The sequence below is a fragment of the Cupriavidus sp. D39 genome, from assembly GCF_026627925.1.
Taxonomy (GTDB): domain Bacteria; phylum Pseudomonadota; class Gammaproteobacteria; order Burkholderiales; family Burkholderiaceae; genus Cupriavidus; species Cupriavidus ulmosensis.
The window spans coordinates 74,794-94,820 of sequence record NZ_JAPNLE010000007.1; the positions used below are offsets into that span (position 1 = coordinate 74,794).

A 20,027-nucleotide genomic window follows, 5' to 3' on the forward strand; every position below is an offset into this window, starting at 1 on the left:
AATGTGCCGACCTATTTTAATTGGCTTATCGAGGAGATTCAAATGACGCAGATTGTTCTGCATTTCGCACCACATACTTGCGCCAGAGTGCCCATGATCGCGCTTGAGGAGATCGGCCACCCTTACGGGACAGAGCTCGTTTCGTTTGTACGGGGAGACCATCTCACAGCACGTTATCGCTCGCTGAACCCGAAGGGCAAGGTACCTTTGCTGGTTATTGACGGAGTTCCGCTAAGCGAGAACATCGCGATATTGACGTGGCTTGCGCAACGTTTCCCAGAAGCACGACTGCTTCCCCAGGTAGCCGATTCGTATGCATCTGCCCAGATTGTGTCAGATTTGGCCTACTGCTCAGCCACGCTACATCCCTTAGTAACGAGGCTGAGGGTTCCACAGTACTTCTGTGACATACCGGAAGCGATGCCCCGCGTATTTGCCATGGCAGAGGACACGATGCGATCCAATTTCGCTTTGATAGATGATCGTCTTTCCGAGAACCAATGGTGGTACGGGGACAAATGGTCGATCGTTGACGCATACCTGAACTGGGTCTGGTTCCGCGTCGCTGGGACGGACTTTGATACGTCTCCTTACCTCCATTTCGACCGGCACGACAATGAGTTGGCGAAGCGTCCATCGGTTCAACGAACGCTCGAAAGGCACCAGCAGGCCGCTGATTGGTTGGCGAGCCAAGGCCTGGAGGTGAAGTTCACTGGTCCAGGTGCCTTCCAGATTAAGCATCCGGGATAGCAAAGAGGGGCTCTGGTGTTTTCCAGCACCCTTGAGAGGTCCCTTCTTTCCTGGCATTCGAGATTCTCTTGGCGGGGGCACGCACTTGTGACCGGCTAGGACCGAATCGCCCTGAAACCCTCTCGGAAGCACCATAAGCGGCTTGCGCCTCTCCGTCTAATGGTCCTTCGGGGGCGCGGCCTTTCTCTTCCCGCTACGTTGGCTGGCTGCTATGGATGTGGTGCCAAAGGACTGGGCGACGCGCATGAGTAGTCCCCTAAACCAGGTGATGGCTGGATCCCGCTCCTGATACCTATGCCACTGCACCATTTCGACGATCTGCGGTGTAGGGACCGGACATGGCAGTACCCGCATGGGATAGATCTCAGACATGGCATTTGCAAGTCTGGTCTGAATGGTGGCTATGCGGTTCGTCCCTACAATTAACCGTGGAAGCACCGTGAAGCTTGGCGCAACAAGCTCGCGCCGTCGCAGAAATCCATGCTTCGCCATGAACTCTTCCTCTGCTGATACCAATTGTCCTGAACCCCATTGGACCGCTACATGGCCCATTGCCATGTATTTGTCCCTAGTTAGTCGAGAAGCGATCTCCGGGTTACCGTTCCAAACCACGCAGGAGAACGTGTCAGAAAATAGGATTTCTGATGGATGATTCTTCGACGCAAAGAACTCCGGTGCTAACAGCATCTCCACTTCACCGCTGTCGAGGTTCTCGTGAGACTGGGTACTGATCAAGCGAAGGTCAAACTGCATGTTCGGTGCTTCTTTCCAAGCGAGTTGCAGCACGTCCGCCAGAAAGACATTCATCACGTAGTCAGATGCCTCAATCGTGATCCGTCTCGTCGACGTAGAGGGATCGAAATTGGGGCGGGTGGTCGTAATTGCCTGCACTTGTAGCAGCACGTCGCGAACCGGCTTGACGAGGCTTTCACCCAGCGGGGTGAGGACCAGGTGCTTCCCTATTTGCTGAACTAGCTCGTCATCAAAGTAGTCACGCAGTCTAGCTAGCGCATTACTCATAGCCGGTTGGCTCAAGAAAACGCGATCTGCGGCACGCCTGACGCTGCGTTCAGCGAGGATCGCATCAAGTACAACCAATTGGTTCAAATCTAATCGATTAAATCGCACCGGCAGGCCCTCCCATTGGGTGTGACAAGTATAGCGACTGTAGGGCCCTAAAGAGGGAAGTTACAATGAAGAGAGATTACCCGTTTGACTGCGATCGTTGGTCCAGCATCGCGAGTTTGATCTGCCAGGCAAACAATCGGTTGAGCGCGTGGATAGATCAAGATCTAAAGCCGTTCGGCGTATCGTCTGTACAATTCGCTATCTTGTGCATTCTATGGCACGAGCGGTGTAAGACGGCGTCTGAGCTTTGCCGGGAGCTTGCCTAAGCCTGATTCATCGCCTTCCCCACGCCAACGATCCGCGGGCAACTCGTCTTGACCTCACGGAGAAGGCTAAGGAGTTGGTACCTGCTGTCCTTAGTCGACCCTCCGCCGACATCGTTCGCATTATGGGTCTCGATAGCAACGACGAACTCTAACATCTTGGTAGTCTGCTCACGCGAGTTTTCCTGAGCGATTAAATGCAAGCAAGCGATGTTGCAGGTCCATCTCCTCACTTCCCCCCGTGCCAATATGACGTGTGTCACCTATCCCTGATAGATTAGTGAGCAACGAGGTAGGTATGACCGTCAACAACTCATCCAAGGCAACGATGGCTGCCGTCAAGAATGTGTCCGATCCGGGCGCAACGCAAGGAGCCCGTAGGGCGACTGAAGAGGCGCCCGGATCGGCGACGCTGGCGTCAGCGTCCGGCACCGATTCAGAGGTCGTTGCTCGCGCTCGGCGCAGGCAATTTTCCAACGCCGACAAGCGCCGCATACTGGAGGCGGCTGACCGCTGCACCAAGCCCGGAGAGATCGGCGCGCTGATGCGCCATGAAGGCGTGTACTCGTCATCCTTGAGCACGTGGCGGCGCCAGCGCGAGGCTGCCGAACTGGCTGCCCTTGCCCCACAAAAGCGCGGACCCAAATTCGACGAGACTCGGGCCGAGGCGCGGCACATCGCGCAGCTCACGCGCGAGCGCGATAATCTCAGGAGGCGACTCGACAAGGCGCTGCTGGTGATCGACGTCCAAAAAACTTGCAGCCTTGCTGGGCAATCCGATCGACGACGACACCGACAAGCCGTAATGGCGGCTGTGCAAGAGCTCACTCCGGCCCTGGGCGCGAGCGCGGCCTGCCATGCCCTGGGCGTGCCGCGCGGCACGCCTGCCCGGCAGCGGGCCCACCTGCGTCGCATGGCCTTCATCGGTCCACTGCCACGGTCCACGGCCCGGCCCCGGCCACCGTTGGCTCTGGACGCCCTGGAAAACCAGGTGCTGCTGGACACCCTTAACAGCGAGCGCTTCGCCGACACCGCGCCGGCGGCGCTACACGCCACGTTGCTCGACGAGGGCCGCTACCTGGGCTCGGTGCGCACCATGTACCGGTTGCTGGCGGCCAATGGCGGCTCGCGCGAGCGACGCAACCAGCTTGTCCATCCGGCCTACGTCAGGCCTGAGTTGCTGGCGCGCGCGCCTAACCAGGTGTGGTCGTGGGACATCACCAAACTCAAAGGGCCAGCCAGGTGGACGTGCTTCCACCTCTACGTCATCCTGGACATCTTCAGCCGCCATGTCGTGGGCTGGTTGATCGCCGGGCGCGAGAGCGCGGAGCTCGCTGAACAGCTCATCGCCGACAGCGTGGCACGCCACGATATCGCCCCCGGCGTGCTCACGCTTCATGCCGATCGCGGTGCCAGCATGCGCTCTAAACCGGTGGCCGCGTTGCTGGTCGACCTGGACATCACTAAAAGCCACAGCCGGCCTCACGTATCTGACGATAATCCCTTCTCGGAGTCGCAGTTCAAGACGATGAAGTACCGTCCGGACTTCCCCGCGCGCTTCGGCTGCATTGAGGATGCGCGCGCCCACTGCCAGGCATTCTTCGCCTGGTACAACACCGTGCATCGGCACTCGGGCATCGGATTCATGACGCCGCACAGCGTTCATTATGGGCTCGCCCAGGAGCTTGCACCTCACCCGTCAGGCAGCACTCGACACAGCATTTAGGGCCACCCCTTTCAAGGTGACGAAAATTAGGGCACCCTCCGTGCTCTCGAACAGAAACCGGAGTCAATGGCGTGATAGTGGACGCAGTGGTGGAACGCTTTCTCGAACACAGCCCGATCAGCGTGATGGCGCGCCTGGGGTTGCAACGCGCCCTTGATCCGGCCTGGATCGACCAGTTGTTCGAGCAAGAGCGTGAAACGCAGTACACGCGGGAGCTATTGTTCTCGACGACGGTGGAAATCATGTCACTGGTCGCCGTGGGGCTGCGCCCGTCGGTGCATGCGGCGGCCAAGGCCAGTCCGGCGTTGCCGGTTTCCATCACCGCGCTGTACGACAAGATCAGCCGGACCGAGCCCGGACTGGTTCGTGCCCTGGTGCAAGGCAGCGCGCGGCGGCTGGGGCCGGTCGTGCAACCGATGTTGCGCAAGCAGCCGCCCTCGGTGGACGGCTATCGCCTGCGCATCGTGGATGGCAGCCATTTGCCGGCGAGCGAAAAGCGCCTGAAACCATTACGTGGGTTTCGGGGCGCGGCCTTGCCGGGGCAGTCATTGGTCGTCTATGACCCGGACACAGCGATGATCGTTGATCTGGTGCCCTGTGAAGATGCGCATGCCCAGGAGCGGGCCATCATGGAAACCCTGCTCGCATCGGCTCAGCCGGCCGAGCTGTGGATCGCCGATCGCAACTTCAGCACCCGGGCGATTCTTGCCGGCTGGCAGCGTCGCGGCAGCGCCTTCATCGTGCGGGAGCACGGCCGCAATCCGAGCCCCAGCGAGCTGGAGCCGTTACGCGAAATGGGCCGGGTCGAAACCGGCATCGTGTACGAGCAAGCGGTCAGCATCCCAGATGAATCGAACGCGCCGCTGGTGCTGCGGCGCATCGAGCTACATCTGGATGGCGCCACCGAGGACGGTGACACCGTCATCCGCCTGCTGACCAATGTCCCGGCCGCCCATCTGACGGCCGAGGCCGTCGCCCGGCTATACCGGCGACGCTGGAGCATAGAGAATATGTTTCAGCGGCTGGAATCGGTGCTCAACAGTGAGATTCGTTCGTTGAGCCAACCGCGCGCGGCGCTGCTGGCCTTCGGCGTGGCGGCGCTCGCGTATAACGTACTGAGCGTGATTGCGACTGCGGTGAGAATCCGGCATGAGCTGGATACCAGCGACATCGAGCTCTCACCGTATTACCTCGCCAGCGAAATCCGGGCAACTTATGCCGGCATGATGATCGCGGTGCCGCCCGAGGTGTGGCAGGCCTATGACCTCCTCACCCCAGCTCAGCTCGGTCGCGAGTTGATCAAGATGGCGACGCACGTTGATCCCCGCGCGATGCGCAAACATACGCGGGGACCGAAAGCGCCGAAGAAGAAAGGCTATGTGGCCGGATGCGTAGCACGGCGGCATGTTTCTACCGCCCGTGTCATCAAGGCTGGACGTGTCGTCTAATCACCTTGAAAGGGGTGGCATTTAGGGCGTCCCCAAACAGGTTTAAAGGGCGTCGCCCTGAACCACCGCGGCTGCCCACAGCAGTCTGGATCAACCCGCCGCCATCGGAGGCCATTACCCCAAACACACCACAGCCCGGCACAGTAAATTCATGAAGCCAGGTGACGCAAAGTCATTGACACGTTCCGTCCAAGCGCGGCAGGTTTCAACAAGAGACAGCGTGAAGAACCCTCGCAGAGAATTCCCAGGACCATCGCCGGAGGCCGGCACTGGCAGGTCTGTAGATTGGATCCAGTTGCGCATGTTCTTTGACTGGCTCGTAGGGTCGGTTGGGCTTCCTCTAGCCGCTTGCCACGTTGTGCATGACGTCCAACAGTATCCGTTGGGCAGCGCCGACGAGATTGGTGTTGAGCAACCATTAATGATGGTTCTGCGGAAGTAGGCCCCGTGGTCAACCATTGACCTCGACGCCCGAGCGGCTGCATTGCGTCAGATTGCTGCCATTGGTTGTGTGGAACCGAAAGACTCAGATGGGTCGGGAACGGCCTTCGGCCCAAGCTATTCCTCTCGTTTGAGGCGAAAATGCTCAATCGACTGCCCGGCATTGACGGGGCGCTGCAGCCAATCTGGCAGTTCGCCAACGCCATTCCAGGCGTGCCCATCGGCATCCCGGAATCGGATGACGCCCGTGGCAGGGCCTCCGGCCACGCCGGGCGCCTCGAAACAGCCTGCCGCCAGGAGGTGTTCGTAGGTCAGCCCGAGGCGGGTCATCTGGGACTTGATCCACAGGACAGCGTCAGCGCGCTCGCGCAAGGACTGAGCCCCGGAGATTTCAGGAAAGGCGGTTGGCATGGAGGGTGAAGAAAACGGCGGGAGGTCTGCTCACCCGTAGACCGAACTAAATGTGTCACCGTTGCGGCGGTAAATCCGTCGCCCGCCGGGCGATTTCGGTTAAGTTCGCGCCCGCCCTTGCTGGACAATCGTTTGCACGTTGCGAACTAATTTTTGTCACCGGCAAGCTGGGGCCGGAGGGCCAGTTCACTTCAGTATCGGCCGGGAGAGGCGTGCGCTTGCGAACGAGCGCGCGTTAACAGGCTGCTGAAATACCTCCGACGGAAGTCAGCGCCAAGTCTGGTTGATGCGTTGAAATGAGAACCTCACACGACCCTGAACATTCGATGCGCGGCGCAGATACTTTCACTGAGCTCGTTCAACATGCGACGTCTGGAAGACTTCGTCCCCCAGTCGCATCCGCTGCGCTCGATTCGCGCCATGGCCAATCAGGCGTTGGCAAAGATGGACCGCCTGTTCGCCGAGGTGTACGAGGCAGATATCAAGGGCGGTCGCCCCAGCATCGCGCCAGAGAAGCTGTTGCGGGCCATGCTGCTGCAGGTGTTTTACAGCATCCGATCTGAACGTCAACTCATGGAACAGACGCAATACAACCTGCCGTTTCGCTGGTTCATCGGTCTGGCCATGGACGACGCGGTCTGGGTGCCCACGGTGTTCACCAAGAATCGAGAACGGCTGATCAAGCATGATGCGGTGATCGAGTTCTTCAACGAAGTGCTGGCTATCGCGCAGAAGAAGAGCTGGCTGTCCGGCGAACACTTCAGCGTGGACGGCACATTGATCCAGGCTTGGGCTGGCCACAAGAGCTTTGTGCGCAAGGACGGTGAGGACGACGACAACGGCGGCGACTTCAAAGGCCGTAAGCGGAGCAACAAGACCCACGAGTCCAAGACGGATCCCCATGCTCGACTGTTCCGCAAAGGCAATACTGCCAGTGCACTGCGCTACATGGGACACACCCTGAGCGACAACCGTCATGGCCTGGTGGCCGGCGCCATGGTGACAGTTGCGGATCGTTGCGCAGAACGCGAGGCCGCCAAGGTCATGATCAACGATGCTCGGCAGGCCGTTGAGGATCCAAGCACGGTGCTCCCGCTCGGTGCAGACAAGGGCTATGACGCAGCGGAGTTCGTCGAAGCGTGCCTGAGGATGAGGGTCATGCCGCACGTGGCTCAAAACACCAACGGGCGACGCTCCGCGGTGCCCGATCCGATTGCTGCCAGCGCAGGCTATGCGATCTCTCAGCAAAAGCGAAAGCTGATCGAGCAAGGCTTCGGCTGGGCCAAGACGGTGGGTGGCATACGTCAAGTGATGGTGCGCGGACTGAAGAGAGTCGACCAGATGTTTGTGTTGACGATGGCCGCCTACAACCTCGTGCGGATACGATCGCTGGGACAAATCCGCCTGCAGCAGCGATAAAGGCGAAAAAGCGGGCGGAAAACAGGCGTCAGGCGGTCGAAAAGCCGACGAAATTACGCCTGAGTTTCAGGATGTGGAAAAAACAGAGCCGTCGCCACGCGAGCGGGAAAACTCGCGCGTTGCGCGGGACGTATTTCAGCTGTTAATCTTACTGTGTCACAAAAAATAGCGCATTATATGTACTTCTTCATTCGAAGTGGAGAGTGCATGAGCACGAGCGACCGATTTGCGGAGTACATGAACTACTTGGCGGAAGGATTGGGGCATGCAGATCGCCGGGCCGGCTTGGAAAGCTATTGCACTGGGCTGATGCTGCCGTTGTCACGCAAGAGTATCGAACCGATGGCGGCACGGGTTGACCCACTGCATGCCAGTGCCCGGCATCAGTCGCTGCACCACTTCGTCTCTAAATCTGATTGGTCGGATGCGGCGTTGATGAGGCGCGTCCGGGAATGGGTGCAGCCTTTACTGCAAGCGCCAAGCGGTCGTTATTGGATCATTGACGACACGGGCTTTCCGAAGAAAGGCAAACATTCTGTGGGTGTGGCGCGCCAATATTGCGGCCAGCTTGGCAAACAGGACAACTGCCAGGTGGCAGTCAGCCTGTCGCTGGCCACGGAGCAAGGCAGCCTTCCCATTGCATATCAGCTTTATCTCCCCAAGGAATGGGCCGACGATGCCGGTCGTCGCCAGAAGGCGGGAGTGCCAGACGAGATCTCATTTGCCACCAAGCCGGAAATTGCACTGGCGCAGGTACGCGAGGCGATTGCAGCCGGCGTGCCTGCCGGGGTCGTGCTGGCCGACGCAGCGTATGGCGATGAAACGGGGTTTCGCGAAAGCCTGACCGAGCTGGGTATGCTTTACGCAGTTGGGATTCGCTCCACGACGACGGTGTGGCCGCCGGGTATCTCGCCGTTGCCGGCTAAACCAGCCACCGGTCGCGGCAGACCACCGAAGTTGCTGCGTCGCGCACCGGGCCATGAGCCTGTTTCGGTGAAGACCCTGGCTATGACTTTACCCGCGAGTGCTTTCCAGGCGGTGACTTGGCGGGAGGGCACCAACACTGCCCTTACGTCGCGATTTGTGGCCGTGCGTGTTCGCCCGGCACATCGGGACTATTGGCGCAGCTCCTTGCGCGACGAAGAGTGGTTGCTGGTCGAATGGCCTGAAGGTGAATCAGAGCCAACCAAATACTTCTTGTCCACCGCACCGGCCGATGCGCTGATTGAACAACTGGTATTCGTGACCAAAATGCGTTGGCGTATTGAGCGCGATTACCAAGACTTGAAACAAGAGCTCGGTCTTGGTCATTACGAAGGGCGAGGCTGGCGCGGATTCCACCATCACGCGACGCTGAGCATTGCAGCCTATGGCTTCCTGATGGCCGAGCGACTCACCGCCGACAACTCTGAAGGGGTAAAAAAACTTCCTCGAACGCCAAGTCCCTGCGCTTCCCGCGGATTACATCCCCCGTGGCAGCCCTGCGCGCGCAGCGACACGTGACAAATTCGATCACCACACTCCGTCACCACCTTAGCTTCCACCTGATGCCCAGCCTTGGGCTTTGCCCATGCTGCGCTTCAATAGAGGGTCGGTTCAATTTATGACACAGTAGAACTAACTGGACGTTAGTAAATTAGGACACCAATGGCAGAGAAGGGGCGATAGGGGCCTGTCGCATCTCTCTTCTCAAGGTTTGTGGACACAACCATAGCCATCGCATCTCTATCCTCTGCATTCCGGATTCTCCAGCGCCAGCTAACACTGCAAGATGGAGAGCTTACCAAACGTCGATGGACCCCGGCACGCCCCTCCGGGCATTCGCCCCCGGCCCGTTTGGAAGCAGCAGCCGCCTCGAAGAGGCGGTAGGTGGTTGCGAAGATCGACTTTCAGTATATAACTTCTGGAATGAACCAAATCGACCGCCTCTGGCTAACTAATCCGACCCTCGCCTATGCCGACTGGCAAGCCCGCGAGGCCGCCGGCGCGGACCGGCGCCCGTTCTCCGCGCGCTCCATCGTCCAGCACGAGGCGATGTTCGAACGCTTCCGACGGCACCTGTTCGCGGTCGACGAGACCCTGGCCACCTTCGGCTCCGACCACATCGCCGCCTTCTGGCAGGTGCCGGAGGCTAGCAGCTACAGTGCTGCCACCCGCATGCGATACCTGAAACTGCTCGACCGGCTGTGCCGCCACCTGGTAGCCATCGGCGTGCGACAAGGCAATCCTGCCGAGAAATTGGTACGCGACGGTCAGTGGCCAAAGGACGATCCTGCTCCGATCTTCCTCCCAGAAGACGCCGATGCGCGGCTGCAGGCCTATGTTCAGCCGCATGCTGGCGACGATCTCGCGATGCTGCGCAGCAGAGCAATCGTCGCGTTTTTCCTGGGAACCGGTGTCACGGTCGCGGAGAGCCGAGTTGCCCAGGTGGTCGACCTGCAGCCCGCGGCCGCGCCGCCCTATCTTCATGTTCCTGCGCATGGCGCGCGTGTCACCCGCACCGTGCATCTGGACTCGTTCGCCGTGCCCATCCTTTCGGCATGGCTCGAACGCCGTGCCTCCCTGCCCTACTCCGGGGATCTGGTGTTCTCGCTCAAGCCTAGCGGCATTCCGATCGCGGAGATGAGCTTGGGAAGGATCGTGCGCGCAGCGCTCGGGATAATTGATTTCGAGGCGGACGATATGAGCCCCCGGATCCTGCGAAACACGTTCTGCCGACGCCAGCTGCTAGCTGGCCGCTCGAGCGAGGATGTCAGCAAGCTGATGGGCTTGGTCAGCTCAAGAACCTGCGACCGAATCGCCGCCACGATCGAATAGGCGTCGGCGCCTGATCGAGCCTGCAACAGTGTTGGAAACACGACGGTTGGTCACAGTTTGCCTAGATTTTGCTATCCTCCACGCAGCGCCAATGCCGCCGGCACGCTGGCGCCTCACTTAACCGACAACGAGTACCCGTCCATATGGCAACCAAAACTAAACCTGTCGCGAAGAACGCCACGCCTGTGGCCAAAAAGGTAGCACCGGCCAAGAAGGCGGCACCGGCCAAGAAGACTGCAGCAACAGCTGCACCCGTCGCCAAGCCACTGGCGGATAAATTCAACAAGTCCAGCCTGCTCGCCCACCTGGTCGCAAAGACCGAGCTGGATGCCAAGACCGTGAAGACCGTATTGGCTCATCTGGAAAACACGGTCCTGAGCGCCGTGCACAAGAAGGGCGCAGGCGAGTTCACCCTCCCCGGCCTGTTCAAGGTGGTGGCCACCCAGGTACCGGCGACCAAGAAGCGTTTCGGCAAGAACCCGTTCACCGGCGAAGACCAGTGGTTCGCAGCCAAGCCGGCAACCGTCAAGGTGAAGGTTCGCCCGCTGAAGAAGCTCAAGGACGCCGCCCTCTAAGCAACGCATCGCGCCGCCGGATACCCTTGCAGGGCATCCCGGCGCACGACAATTAGAACGTTTCGCAACCCACGGTCGCGAGACGCGTGCTGTCCGCCGAATCCGCCTGCCAAATCGCCGCAGAAGCCGCTATGATTGGAGCTGTCGCAACAGCGGCAGGAAGCAAACAGTACACCGACCCGTTGACAGATCAACCGCTCAACGCACCCCGCCAGCTTTGTCCATAGAGCGTCTGCCCATTCCAATTGGCATCGGCATGCGCCTCTCTTCGCGCTCATCTCCTTTTTAACGCCGAGATTTCGGCAGAAGGAGAAAACGTTGAATACCGCAATCGAAACTCAACCCGCCGCGCGGGTAGCAGGCCAAAACCAGATCTTCCGCCTGGAGGAGTTCGCGTCCGGCCGCTACGATGTCTACTCCGCGATCAATGGCCTGCGCGCCGGCTCGCTCATTGGCGGAGACGGTCAATGGTGCGCCGAGCAGGGCAGCAAGCCTCTGGGATATTTCGGGACCAAGGACGATGCCGCCATGGCGCTGATCCACGCCCGAGGGTTCCCGTCCCAAACGCTCTTCGAGCAGATGCGTGCCTTCGTCGAAGGTCCGCTGAAGCCGCTGCAGCACTACCAGGACGACTTCTACAAGCACGATCGGGCCTATCTGGATGAGTGGCAGAATGCCACCGACATGCTCTGGTTCGTGACCGCCACGGCGACGCATCTCGTCATGCTCGACCTGGACGAAATCACAAAGCGTGAGGGTAACGCCGTGCTGGAGGCCAGGGATCCGGCCATCACCGGCCATCCCCTGCACATCCATCACCTGGACGTTGGGACCGGCAGAATGCGCCCATGCACACAGGAGAAGGCGCTCGCGCTCATCAACAACCAAGCGCAGACCTACCGATTTGTCTCGGGCACCATCAAGAAGAACGGCGAGACCTTTGCGCGCGTGACGCTCACGGTGGAGCGCCGACCGGCACAAAGCCCGATCGCCAACATCGCAATGGCGGTAGCGCGCGAACCCTCCCTGAAGGAAATCGCAGTGCTACGCCGCTTTGCCGCCTACGCGGCCGTCCGCCACTTTGGCACCCTGTTCGCCGCCGTCGGTCATGTCCGTATCGCCGACGCCGAACGTGCCTACTTTGACTCGGCGAGGCCCGCGCCGAAGTCGTAACCCCTCTCCGCCCTGGCCTGCGCCAGGGCGGTACACCTGCTAGGCCGTTCGGAATCCTTTCGCCAGGCAACCGCCTTGGGACAGGGTTTCCCCTGCGCTTCTTTCAACTGCGTCGTATGACGCAAAGGAGCGAACGATGGACCTCAACAATACCCAGCTCGGCGACTGCCAGCCCCTCGACAGCCTGCAGACGGCCAGCATTGGCATCTGCCTCACCACCGATCCGCGCATCACGCACTTGGAAGACACGCCAATCACCGGCGCCGTCATCGTCTACGGACGCCCGGCCAAGCAAGTCTGGGCTTCGCAAGCGGCACGCCCGTTTGCCGACCCAGCTACGCCGTTCGTCCGACTGCAATAGGATCACTGCATGATCAACGAAATCCGGCAGGCTATCGTCGTCTTCCCAGGAACGTATTCGGGGAGTACCCTGGCTCCTCTACCGAACTCCCGATCATCTGGGACCAGACCGGCCACCACACCAATCTGACCGCACTGACCGGCCATCCTAGTCGCCAGCTTCCGGCGAGCAGCGCAATCGAACTGATCTGCCGGCTTCGGACACCCCTTACCGTGCGGGGACGGCTTCTGCAATACGGCCAACAGGTGAGTCCGGAGAAATAGCTGGCCACTTGGCGAACTGCCGTCCGGGTGTGCCACACCCGCATAGCGAACCTGCAGATCGCTGTCTCCGGCGTCGCCACCTTCGACCTCACCGTCGAGCGCTGCAATAAGGGAGGCTACCTCCTCGAGGAGTTGGGCATCGACGACATAGATGCCCTGCTTTCTCAGTATCCCGCGGATCCAGTCGGCCAACAGTGGCGAATCGAATTCGACCTCGCCTCACCACGGGCATGGCGCGTGTTCGCGCAATTCGCGGCCAGGAGCTACTACGATGCCGAGAGAATGACCCAACCCGCGCAGTTTCACTCCGGACGCGCGCACTGGCCGGAACCGCCCTGCAGCCCGACCTATTCGGAGAACTGGCATGAGCTACCGCATCGAGTATGCTCATCGCACCTTCAGAGTCGACGGTAGCGAGTTCCCGGATGCTCAGGATCGCTACATCGTCCTGGCGGAAGGTGGCGATAGCAATTGCTACGGCTTCGACAACAAGCGCTCGTGGTCATGGGGTGCCATCGCGATCGGCAGGCTAGAGGAAGTGCTCGAGGACGGCTGCCTACTCGCGGCCTCTTGCGAGAGTGAAGGCCTGCGGCTCAAGGGCCGCACATTGCGACCGGAGGGGTATCTGCGAGTCCTACGTGAGCAGATGCGGAACGCGCAACCCACCTCATCTGCGATGCAGCGGCTCGGATTGTACTGTCGCACCGAAATGGACGACGAGACGGACGTGCTACTGCGCTCGCTGCCGGGCGCCGGGCGGACCAACGAAAGGGACTGGAACAAAAGCCCGTTGTCGTCTACCACTTCGCAGAGAACGGCCAGCCGGATTTCCGCTTGTTCTTCTCGGTCTACCCCGCGATCCGGCGTGACAATCACGCCTGGCATTTTGTCGACTGCAGCAACCTCTGATGTACCGAGCCACGCCCTACCCGGGCGTGGCCTTTTTAAGGAGCTTCGCCGAATTGCCGGATGGTTAGAGTCACGCTGACAACCTGGCGCAGAATGGGGGCGACGGCCGCAGCCCCTTACGGACATTCGCCACCTCCGACCTGAAGGGCTGGTTTGGCTGGATAGTGTTGAAAAACTCGATACGAGCGGGTCGCCGTCCGTGACTGCCAGAAGTCGACCTCTCAGATCGGCCTGTATTGCACGATCGTCGATCGGTTGGGGGTTCGGGTACCCCTGAAATCTCGCCGGAAATGGGGTCTACAGAGTTTCTCAACACTATCGCTGATAAGCGGGCATCCGACGCTGGGCCGTCAAGTGTTCGCTGAAAGGCGGCAAGCGGCCGTTGGTGCCGGCCTCTAACAGGATCCGACTTTGATGCGACCTCTCGTCTTCAATCAAACGAACTGTCGTTTCAAGTTCGCGGCCCGCCAGCCCCAGGGTGTCATGCCAAACCGCGCCACGAACCAGCGCGCGAACGTTGCCTGGTGACTACAGCCCACCAGCGAGCCAACCCGTCCAATGGGTGCCGGCACCGCGGGTGGTCCTTGCTGCAATCAGTAGCGAGGCTGATGATCTAACCCGAATCCTGCTCCCCGTTCACTGACATGCTCAGGGCGTTTGCACAAGGATGTATCCACAGTTCTCCACCGTATCGAAGGTACTCGAACCAGGTTCTGCCTCGGCTGGATTGGCCGAGGAGAAAGTGATTTAACGGTTCGAACCAAACGGACTTCTACGTATGCGCGTACGTGGCGATGCCCGCTCGCGGCTAGTAGCGCCAAAACCTGGCAAGCCGGCCATCACATCTTGCGGCGATAACGAGTGGCAGCGTGCTCTTGCCTGAAGTTCGGCAACATCACAAGCCGAGCCGCGTCATATTGCTGCCATTGCTCAAGCTCGGGCAGCGTTGGAATCGTCACCGTCTCGCGGTTGTCGAACCCAACCAGTGCCGCATCCACCAGTTCATCGACCTCCATCATGCCTTCGATCTTGTTCACGTCCCGCCCGGCGTGTTGCCAGATTTCGGTGCGCGTCCCAGACGGCAGAACGGCCTGCACATAGACGCCTTTCGGGCCAAGTTCGAGATGCAAGCCTTGAGAAAGAAAAAGCACGAACGCCTTCGTAGCGCCGTACACGGTCATGCCTAGCTCCGGCGCGAGCCCGACCACCGAAGCAACATTGACAATTGCACCCTGTCCGGCGCGCCCAAAGCGCGGCGCCACCGCGCTCGCGAGCCGGGTGAGCGCCGTGACGTTCAGTCCGATCAGCCGCGTCACGTCGTCACTGCTCTGTTCGATGAAAGTGCCAGGCAATGCGGTGCCAGCATTGTTCACCAAGACGCCGAGGTTCGGGTCATCGCGCAGGCGCGTTTCGATCTTCGCGACGTCCGCGGGGTCATTTAGGTCGGCCTTGAGAATCTCGATCTCGACGCCTGTCTCAGCGCGTAGCCGTGCTGCGAGTGTCTGCATCCGCTCTGTATCGCGCGCGACCATCACGATCGGGTGACCGCGACGCGCAAAACGATCTGCGTATACCGCGCCGATTCCAGTAGACGCGCCCGTGATCAGGACTGCCGGCTTTTGCTGCATGATGTTGCCTCTTCGGTAGGATGTTTGGCAGAGGCCGGCCGCCCTATTACATGGCAGCCGTTTTGTGAATCAGGGTCACGTCAAGTTGCGCTCACCTGACCGGCGCGACGAGCGGTGCCCCTTTCTTGACGATGTACGTCGCGAGCTCCGCCGCCTTGCCACCGCCGACATTTTTCGCCGAGTGGGCAGTTCCGGCTGGGATGAACAGGTCGTCGCCGGCCTTGAGCGTGACCGGCGGTTTGCCCTCAAGCTGATACTCCAGGCTGCCTTCGAGGACATAGGCAATCTCTTCGCCTGGATGCGAATGCATGGGTGCGACCGCTTCCCGGTCGAAGTCGACACGCACCTGGACGACTTCGCGCTCGGGTACACCTAGATCGCGCTGCAGAAGATCGGTGCGCTGGATTCCCGGTTGTTGCGCCTGTGCGATGTGCAGCACCAATCCACTTCCGACGACCAGCAATGCCGCTGCGATGATGCGAGTCGATTTCATATGAACATCCTTGCGTAGTTTAGAAACGTGTAAGTGAACGCATGAGACCGACAAGGTCCACGCTTCGTCCCGAAGCAGGAGTACGTCTTGCTTCCGGAACATCAGCATCTACTGTCTGTCAGCGGGCCAGGTCGCCCAACATCCGGGCCAGCGTCATTTCCGCGTCTCGTGTCTGGAACCCGCGCTCCATTGCGGCTCGGATCCGCCCCTGCGCCTCCGGGCTTCGCATGCTCTCGCCGAAGAGATCGAAATCGCGGCGGAAGTCCTCGGCGGGCGCGAGCGCGATTGCATTGACCCGTTCCTTGACGACAACATGGCCGGCGGCCGGAAACCTCGCGATCCGACGAGCCAGCGATCTGACGAAATCGCTGATCGCGTCAGCCGGCATTGCTCGATTGATCCAGCCATACCGTTCAGCCAACTCCGCGTCGTAGTCCTCCGCGCTCAACATGACCTCGAGAGCCCGGCCGCGACCCATGAGGCGCGCGAGGTATTGGGCGGCGCCGCCGCCCGGGATCAAACCGAAAGCCGGCTCCATCTGACTGAAAATCGCCGACTCCCGCGCGGCAAAGCGCATATCGCACGCCAGCACGAACTCGCTGCCGGCGCCGCGTGCCCGACCTTCGATCTGCGCGATGGTGACGAGGCGGCTTGCGCTCAGATGGCGAAATAGGAGCGCGAGTGACGCTTCTCCTGGCAATTTTTCCGCCTCCTGCCGGTACTCCTTGACCCGCGTCACATCGACGTGGGAAATGAAATAGTCAGGATCGGCGCTCTTGAACACGAGCACCTGGAAGGCGTCATCGGCCTCGGCTCTCTGAATTAGGGTGACCAGGTCGCGGACCAGTTCGGGCCCCAGAAGATTCATGGGCGGAGCGGCAATCTCCACGAACAGAACCGCCTCTTCGCGGGCCACCTTGAGGGTCTCGAAGATCATGTGTGAGTTCCAGTCAGTTGCGTTGGTGCGTAGCGGCTGAAGGCATAGTCGCAATCCTTCACGACTGCAATCAGCGGAAAGACAATTCGTTGCATACGATGGCTCCGTCAGGGTTAGCGAAGCGATCGGAACGCCGCGCGAAGTTCCTCGGCAAAGAGCTGCGGCTGTTCCCAGGCAGCGAAGTGGCCGCCCTTGTCGGCCTCGTGGAAGTAGATCAGGTTGCGATAGGCGCGCCGGACCCAAGTCTCCGGGGGCCGATAGACGTCCTCGGGAAATACCGTGACGGCCACGGGCAGCGATATCTCGGCAGTCTTCTGTGCGGCCGCAAAAAGAGGGCTTCGTCCCATATTCTCCCAGTAGAGCCTTCCCGCGGAGGCTGCGCTGTTCGTCAGCCAGTACAGCGTAAAGTCGTCAAGCACCTCATCTTTCGTGGGCGACGTTTTGGCGTCGGCGCCGTACGTCCACCGGGCAAAGCCCGGATGCCCCAGCATGAAGGCCGCGAGGAAGGCCGGTGAATCCGTCACGCCATAGCCGATCGTCTGCGGCCGCGCTCCCAGCATCGTGCTATAGGCCGAGTTCCCCTGTTTGGCGAACGTGAGGAGCACGTCGAACGTCGCGCGTTCCTTCTCGCTCAGTCCCGCCGGCGCGGGCCCGCCGACGGTAAGCGCCGCGGCCTCCTCCGGCGGCACCGTTGCCGGCAGGTTGACGTGGATGCCTGCCAATCCTGTGGGCGCCTGGCGCGCCATTGCACTGGTGATGGGAGCACCCCAGTCGCCCCCCTGGGCGACGTAGCGCATGTACCCGAGGCGGTGCATCAGCTCCGCCCAGACTCGAGCGATGTGGTCCGGGTCCCAACCGGTGCCGGTCGGCTTGGCGGAGAAGCCGTAGCCAGGGATGGACGGGATCACGACATCGAATGCATCCCCGGCCTTACCCCCGTGCGCGCCTGGATCGGTGAGCGGGCCGACGACCTTGACGAACTCCAGCACGGAGCCTGGCCAGCCGTGGGTCATGATCAGCGGCAGAGCGTTCGGATTGGGGGAGCGCACCCAGATGAAGTGAATATCGACCCCATCGATGGTGGTCATGTACTGCGGCAAGGCATTGAGTTGGGCCTCGGCCTTGCGCCAGTTGTAGCTCGTTCCCCAGTAGCGAACCAGCTTCTGCAGCTTGGCTAGCTGCGCACCCTGTGACCGATCGGCAACCGTCTCCTGGTCCGGCCAGCGGGTCGTCGCTATGCGACTGCGCAGATCCGCGAGCGCCGTCTCCGGAACCTGGACGTGGAATGGACGGACGACCCTGGCGTCGTCCGCGGGGGCCGGGCTGGCCATGACCGAGAAAGAGAATGCAAGGGTGGCCGCAAGGGCTGCGTACGTACGCTTCATGTTTATGCCTCTAGTTCGGGGACGCGATGAGTTCGTCCGTGATCAGAATGGCGTGAGCGAAGGTGGGGCCGTTCAGCTCGTGCGCGGCATGCATCATTTCCGGTATTTGCGCCGCGGTCGTATCGCGCACGAGTGTGACGTGGTGGCCGAGTTCGGACGCGTAATGGGCGGCGCAATCGATTCGCCTGCGCCGTCAAGACCCATGACGGTTGGCTGTTACCGATGACGTGGGCCTTGCGCGTTCGAATCCTCCGCCGACGCAGCCGCGCTGGACCACCGTGAGAACCGGGATCTCCAGCCTGGCGAGGTGGTCGAGGGCTTTCTCGAGCACAGGTCCGCGAAGTCCTAGACTCGCATGATTACCCGCCCATAGGGACGGTCTTCGATCAGATACCGAACGGCCTCGGCGGCCTCTGTCAGCGGGAAGACCTTGGCGATCTTTGGCGCCAGCGCGCCCTCCTTCAGATACCCGAGGATCGTATTGTTGGCTGCCGCAACCGTTTCCGGCGCAAACAGCCTGAAGGTGAAACCGCGGATCGTCGCGGCCTTCCAGATGATGTCGGTGATGCTCACTTCCGCCTCTCGCCCACCGGCGTAACCGACTACGACGACCGTGCCGCCGAATGCGAGCGAGGCAAGCGCCTGGCCGGTCAGCTTTCCGCTCACGCCGTCAACCACGATATCGACGCCTTTCCCCTCGGTGATACGCAGCACACCGTCTTTAAGGCTCTCCTTGGACAGGTCAATCACATGCTCGTAGCCGTCTGCGCGAGCCTGCTCGGCCTTTTCAGTCGTACCGGCGGTCGAGATCGCGAGCGATGCGCCCAGGCGGCGCGCGATCTGAACGGTCTCCATGCCGACGGCGCTGCCAATTGCGGGGGCCAGCACTGTTTGGCCCTGCTTGAACTTCGCGATCTCCGTCAGAGCCAGGTAGCCGGTCAGATAGCCCGCGCCCGCGAGAAACGCTGCAGCATGATTGTCGTCCACGTCTGCAGGTACGTGGGCAAGCCCGGCTGCTGGCGTAGCCACGTACTCGCGCCATGTGCCATCGGCCACCAGACCCGAACCCTGTCCCCTGACGAAGACGCGATCGCCGGCTTTGAAATCAGCATTCCGTGTCTCGACCACGACTCCCACTCCCGACTGACCGCCAATGCGGGGCAGGTTGTCTGGGGTGGAAATGTAGATGTGCCCGGAGCGGAACGTATTGTCGAGAGGGTTGATCCCGACAGTGCGCATTTCCACGAGCACCTCGCCGTCCTTCGGTTGCGGACGTTCCAGGTCGACTAAACGGTTTTCTTGATAGCTACCGTAAGCTTGATATTGGATGGCTTTCATAGCGCTTCTCCATCAGTGGTTTGGCTATTGGGTCCGGCCGCCGAGCTGAAGTGCGCGATGAGAAAGCCCGGCTTGGGGCAATCGAGCACCGCGATACATAGCTCTGAATCAGACTCCGCGAGATGTAGGAGTTGCTCTCCAACTCCTGGCACGGAGCCGGCGTTGAACACATTGATCGGGGGATGGAAGGTCACCCGCCAGCAGGCGAGGGTTTCGCGGGTGATCTTGAGGCTGCTTGTAAGGGCGCATTCATCGGGTGTCTCCCAACATGGTTTGATATTGAAACAGCGCGATTACAGCTCGCGTGTCCGCCCTGCCCGCACGTGCCCATGCACAAACACCTGATTGTGTCGAAGTGCTCTGCCGCCCATGAAGTAGTTGCCATGCGGCATGTCCTGGGACATCACCTGCGCGAAGAACGTATTCGCGCAGGTGACCTGATTGTGCGATGCGGTAATCGAAGCCGCGAGTTCTTCCTTTGCCCGCGACGAAAGCAGTCCTGCGGCGGCGGACACGATATAGGTCGGCATGAATGTCTCCTTGATGATCAGCTGGAAAAAAT

16 protein-coding genes and 3 pseudogenes are annotated in these 20,027 nt (G+C 60.6%); 11 read left to right on the forward strand and 8 right to left on the reverse strand.

Annotation, left to right across the window (positions count from 1 at the left end; all coding sequences use genetic code 11):
• Positions 1–42 precede the first annotated feature (42 nt).
• Positions 43–750, forward strand: coding sequence for a glutathione S-transferase family protein (locus OMK73_RS07250; RefSeq protein ID WP_267601440.1), 708 nt, complete (start codon positions 43–45; stop codon positions 748–750).
• A gap of 156 nt (positions 751–906) precedes the next feature.
• Here OMK73_RS07250 and OMK73_RS07255 read toward each other — a convergent pair whose 3' ends face one another.
• Complete coding sequence (locus OMK73_RS07255) at positions 907–1,857, reverse strand: LysR family transcriptional regulator (RefSeq protein ID WP_267601441.1); 951 nt, start codon at positions 1,855–1,857, stop codon at positions 907–909.
• Between the two features lie 828 nt (positions 1,858–2,685).
• On the opposite strand from OMK73_RS07255, the pseudogene OMK73_RS07260 reads away from it, so the two are divergent.
• The 9 genes and pseudogenes from OMK73_RS07260 to OMK73_RS07300 form a co-directional block, all read left to right on the forward strand.
• Positions 2,686–3,877: pseudogene (locus OMK73_RS07260) on the forward strand (IS3 family transposase); the annotation flags it as partial.
• 115 nt (positions 3,878–3,992) lie between these two features.
• On the forward strand, positions 3,993–5,315 hold the full coding sequence (locus OMK73_RS07265) for an IS4 family transposase (RefSeq protein ID WP_267602053.1): 1,323 nt from the start codon (positions 3,993–3,995) through the stop codon (positions 5,313–5,315).
• A 582-nt stretch (positions 5,316–5,897) separates the two neighbouring features.
• Complete coding sequence (locus OMK73_RS38925; protein WP_420715484.1) at positions 5,898–6,176, forward strand: hypothetical protein; 279 nt, start codon at positions 5,898–5,900, stop codon at positions 6,174–6,176.
• Positions 6,177–6,493: 317 nt separating this feature from the next.
• Positions 6,494–7,586 (forward strand): annotated as a pseudogene (locus tag OMK73_RS07275) (IS5 family transposase).
• A gap of 207 nt (positions 7,587–7,793) precedes the next feature.
• Positions 7,794–9,123 (forward strand): annotated as a pseudogene (locus OMK73_RS07280) (IS701 family transposase).
• 371 nt (positions 9,124–9,494) lie between these two features.
• Positions 9,495–10,403 carry a tyrosine-type recombinase/integrase gene (locus OMK73_RS07285; protein WP_267602054.1) on the forward strand — a complete coding sequence of 303 codons (909 nt, stop codon included), beginning with the start codon at positions 9,495–9,497 and terminating at the stop codon, positions 10,401–10,403.
• A 143-nt stretch (positions 10,404–10,546) separates the two neighbouring features.
• On the forward strand, positions 10,547–10,978 hold the full coding sequence (locus OMK73_RS07290) for an HU family DNA-binding protein (RefSeq protein WP_267601443.1): 432 nt from the start codon (positions 10,547–10,549) through the stop codon (positions 10,976–10,978).
• Positions 10,979–11,296: 318 nt separating this feature from the next.
• Positions 11,297–12,151, forward strand: a complete 855-nt coding sequence (locus tag OMK73_RS07295; RefSeq protein ID WP_267601444.1) for a hypothetical protein — start codon at positions 11,297–11,299, stop codon at positions 12,149–12,151.
• Positions 12,152–12,287: 136 nt separating this feature from the next.
• Positions 12,288–12,512 carry a hypothetical protein gene (locus OMK73_RS07300; RefSeq protein ID WP_267601445.1) on the forward strand — a complete coding sequence of 75 codons (225 nt, stop codon included), beginning with the start codon at positions 12,288–12,290 and terminating at the stop codon, positions 12,510–12,512.
• Between the two features lie 2 nt (positions 12,513–12,514).
• Here the strand turns inward: OMK73_RS07300 and OMK73_RS07305 are convergent, their stop codons facing one another.
• On the reverse strand, positions 12,515–12,967 hold the full coding sequence (locus OMK73_RS07305) for a hypothetical protein (RefSeq protein ID WP_267601446.1): 453 nt from the start codon (positions 12,965–12,967) through the stop codon (positions 12,515–12,517).
• A 172-nt stretch (positions 12,968–13,139) separates the two neighbouring features.
• Here OMK73_RS07305 and OMK73_RS07310 point away from each other — a divergent pair, with 172 nt between their 5' ends.
• Positions 13,140–13,763 carry a hypothetical protein gene (locus OMK73_RS07310; protein ID WP_267601447.1) on the forward strand — a complete coding sequence of 208 codons (624 nt, stop codon included), beginning with the start codon at positions 13,140–13,142 and terminating at the stop codon, positions 13,761–13,763.
• Between the two features lie 760 nt (positions 13,764–14,523).
• Here the strand turns inward: OMK73_RS07310 and OMK73_RS07315 are convergent.
• The 6 genes from OMK73_RS07315 to OMK73_RS07340 form a co-directional block, all read right to left on the reverse strand.
• Positions 14,524–15,312, reverse strand: a complete 789-nt coding sequence (locus OMK73_RS07315) for an SDR family NAD(P)-dependent oxidoreductase (RefSeq protein WP_267601448.1) — start codon at positions 15,310–15,312, stop codon at positions 14,524–14,526.
• A gap of 91 nt (positions 15,313–15,403) precedes the next feature.
• Positions 15,404–15,805 carry a cupin domain-containing protein gene (locus OMK73_RS07320; RefSeq protein WP_267601449.1) on the reverse strand — a complete coding sequence of 134 codons (402 nt, stop codon included), beginning with the start codon at positions 15,803–15,805 and terminating at the stop codon, positions 15,404–15,406.
• Between the two features lie 118 nt (positions 15,806–15,923).
• Positions 15,924–16,742, reverse strand: a complete 819-nt coding sequence (locus tag OMK73_RS07325) for an enoyl-CoA hydratase/isomerase family protein (protein ID WP_267601450.1) — start codon at positions 16,740–16,742, stop codon at positions 15,924–15,926.
• 113 nt (positions 16,743–16,855) lie between these two features.
• The gene (locus tag OMK73_RS07330; RefSeq protein ID WP_420715485.1) at positions 16,856–18,127 is read right to left on the reverse strand and encodes an epoxide hydrolase family protein; all 1,272 of its coding nucleotides are present in this window, start codon (positions 18,125–18,127) and stop codon (positions 16,856–16,858) included.
• Positions 18,128–18,472: 345 nt separating this feature from the next.
• The gene (locus OMK73_RS07335; protein ID WP_267601451.1) at positions 18,473–19,465 is read right to left on the reverse strand and encodes a quinone oxidoreductase family protein; all 993 of its coding nucleotides are present in this window, start codon (positions 19,463–19,465) and stop codon (positions 18,473–18,475) included.
• A 293-nt stretch (positions 19,466–19,758) separates the two neighbouring features.
• On the reverse strand, positions 19,759–19,995 hold the full coding sequence (locus OMK73_RS07340; RefSeq protein WP_267601452.1) for a tautomerase family protein: 237 nt from the start codon (positions 19,993–19,995) through the stop codon (positions 19,759–19,761).
• Between the last annotated feature and the right edge of the window lie 32 nt (positions 19,996–20,027).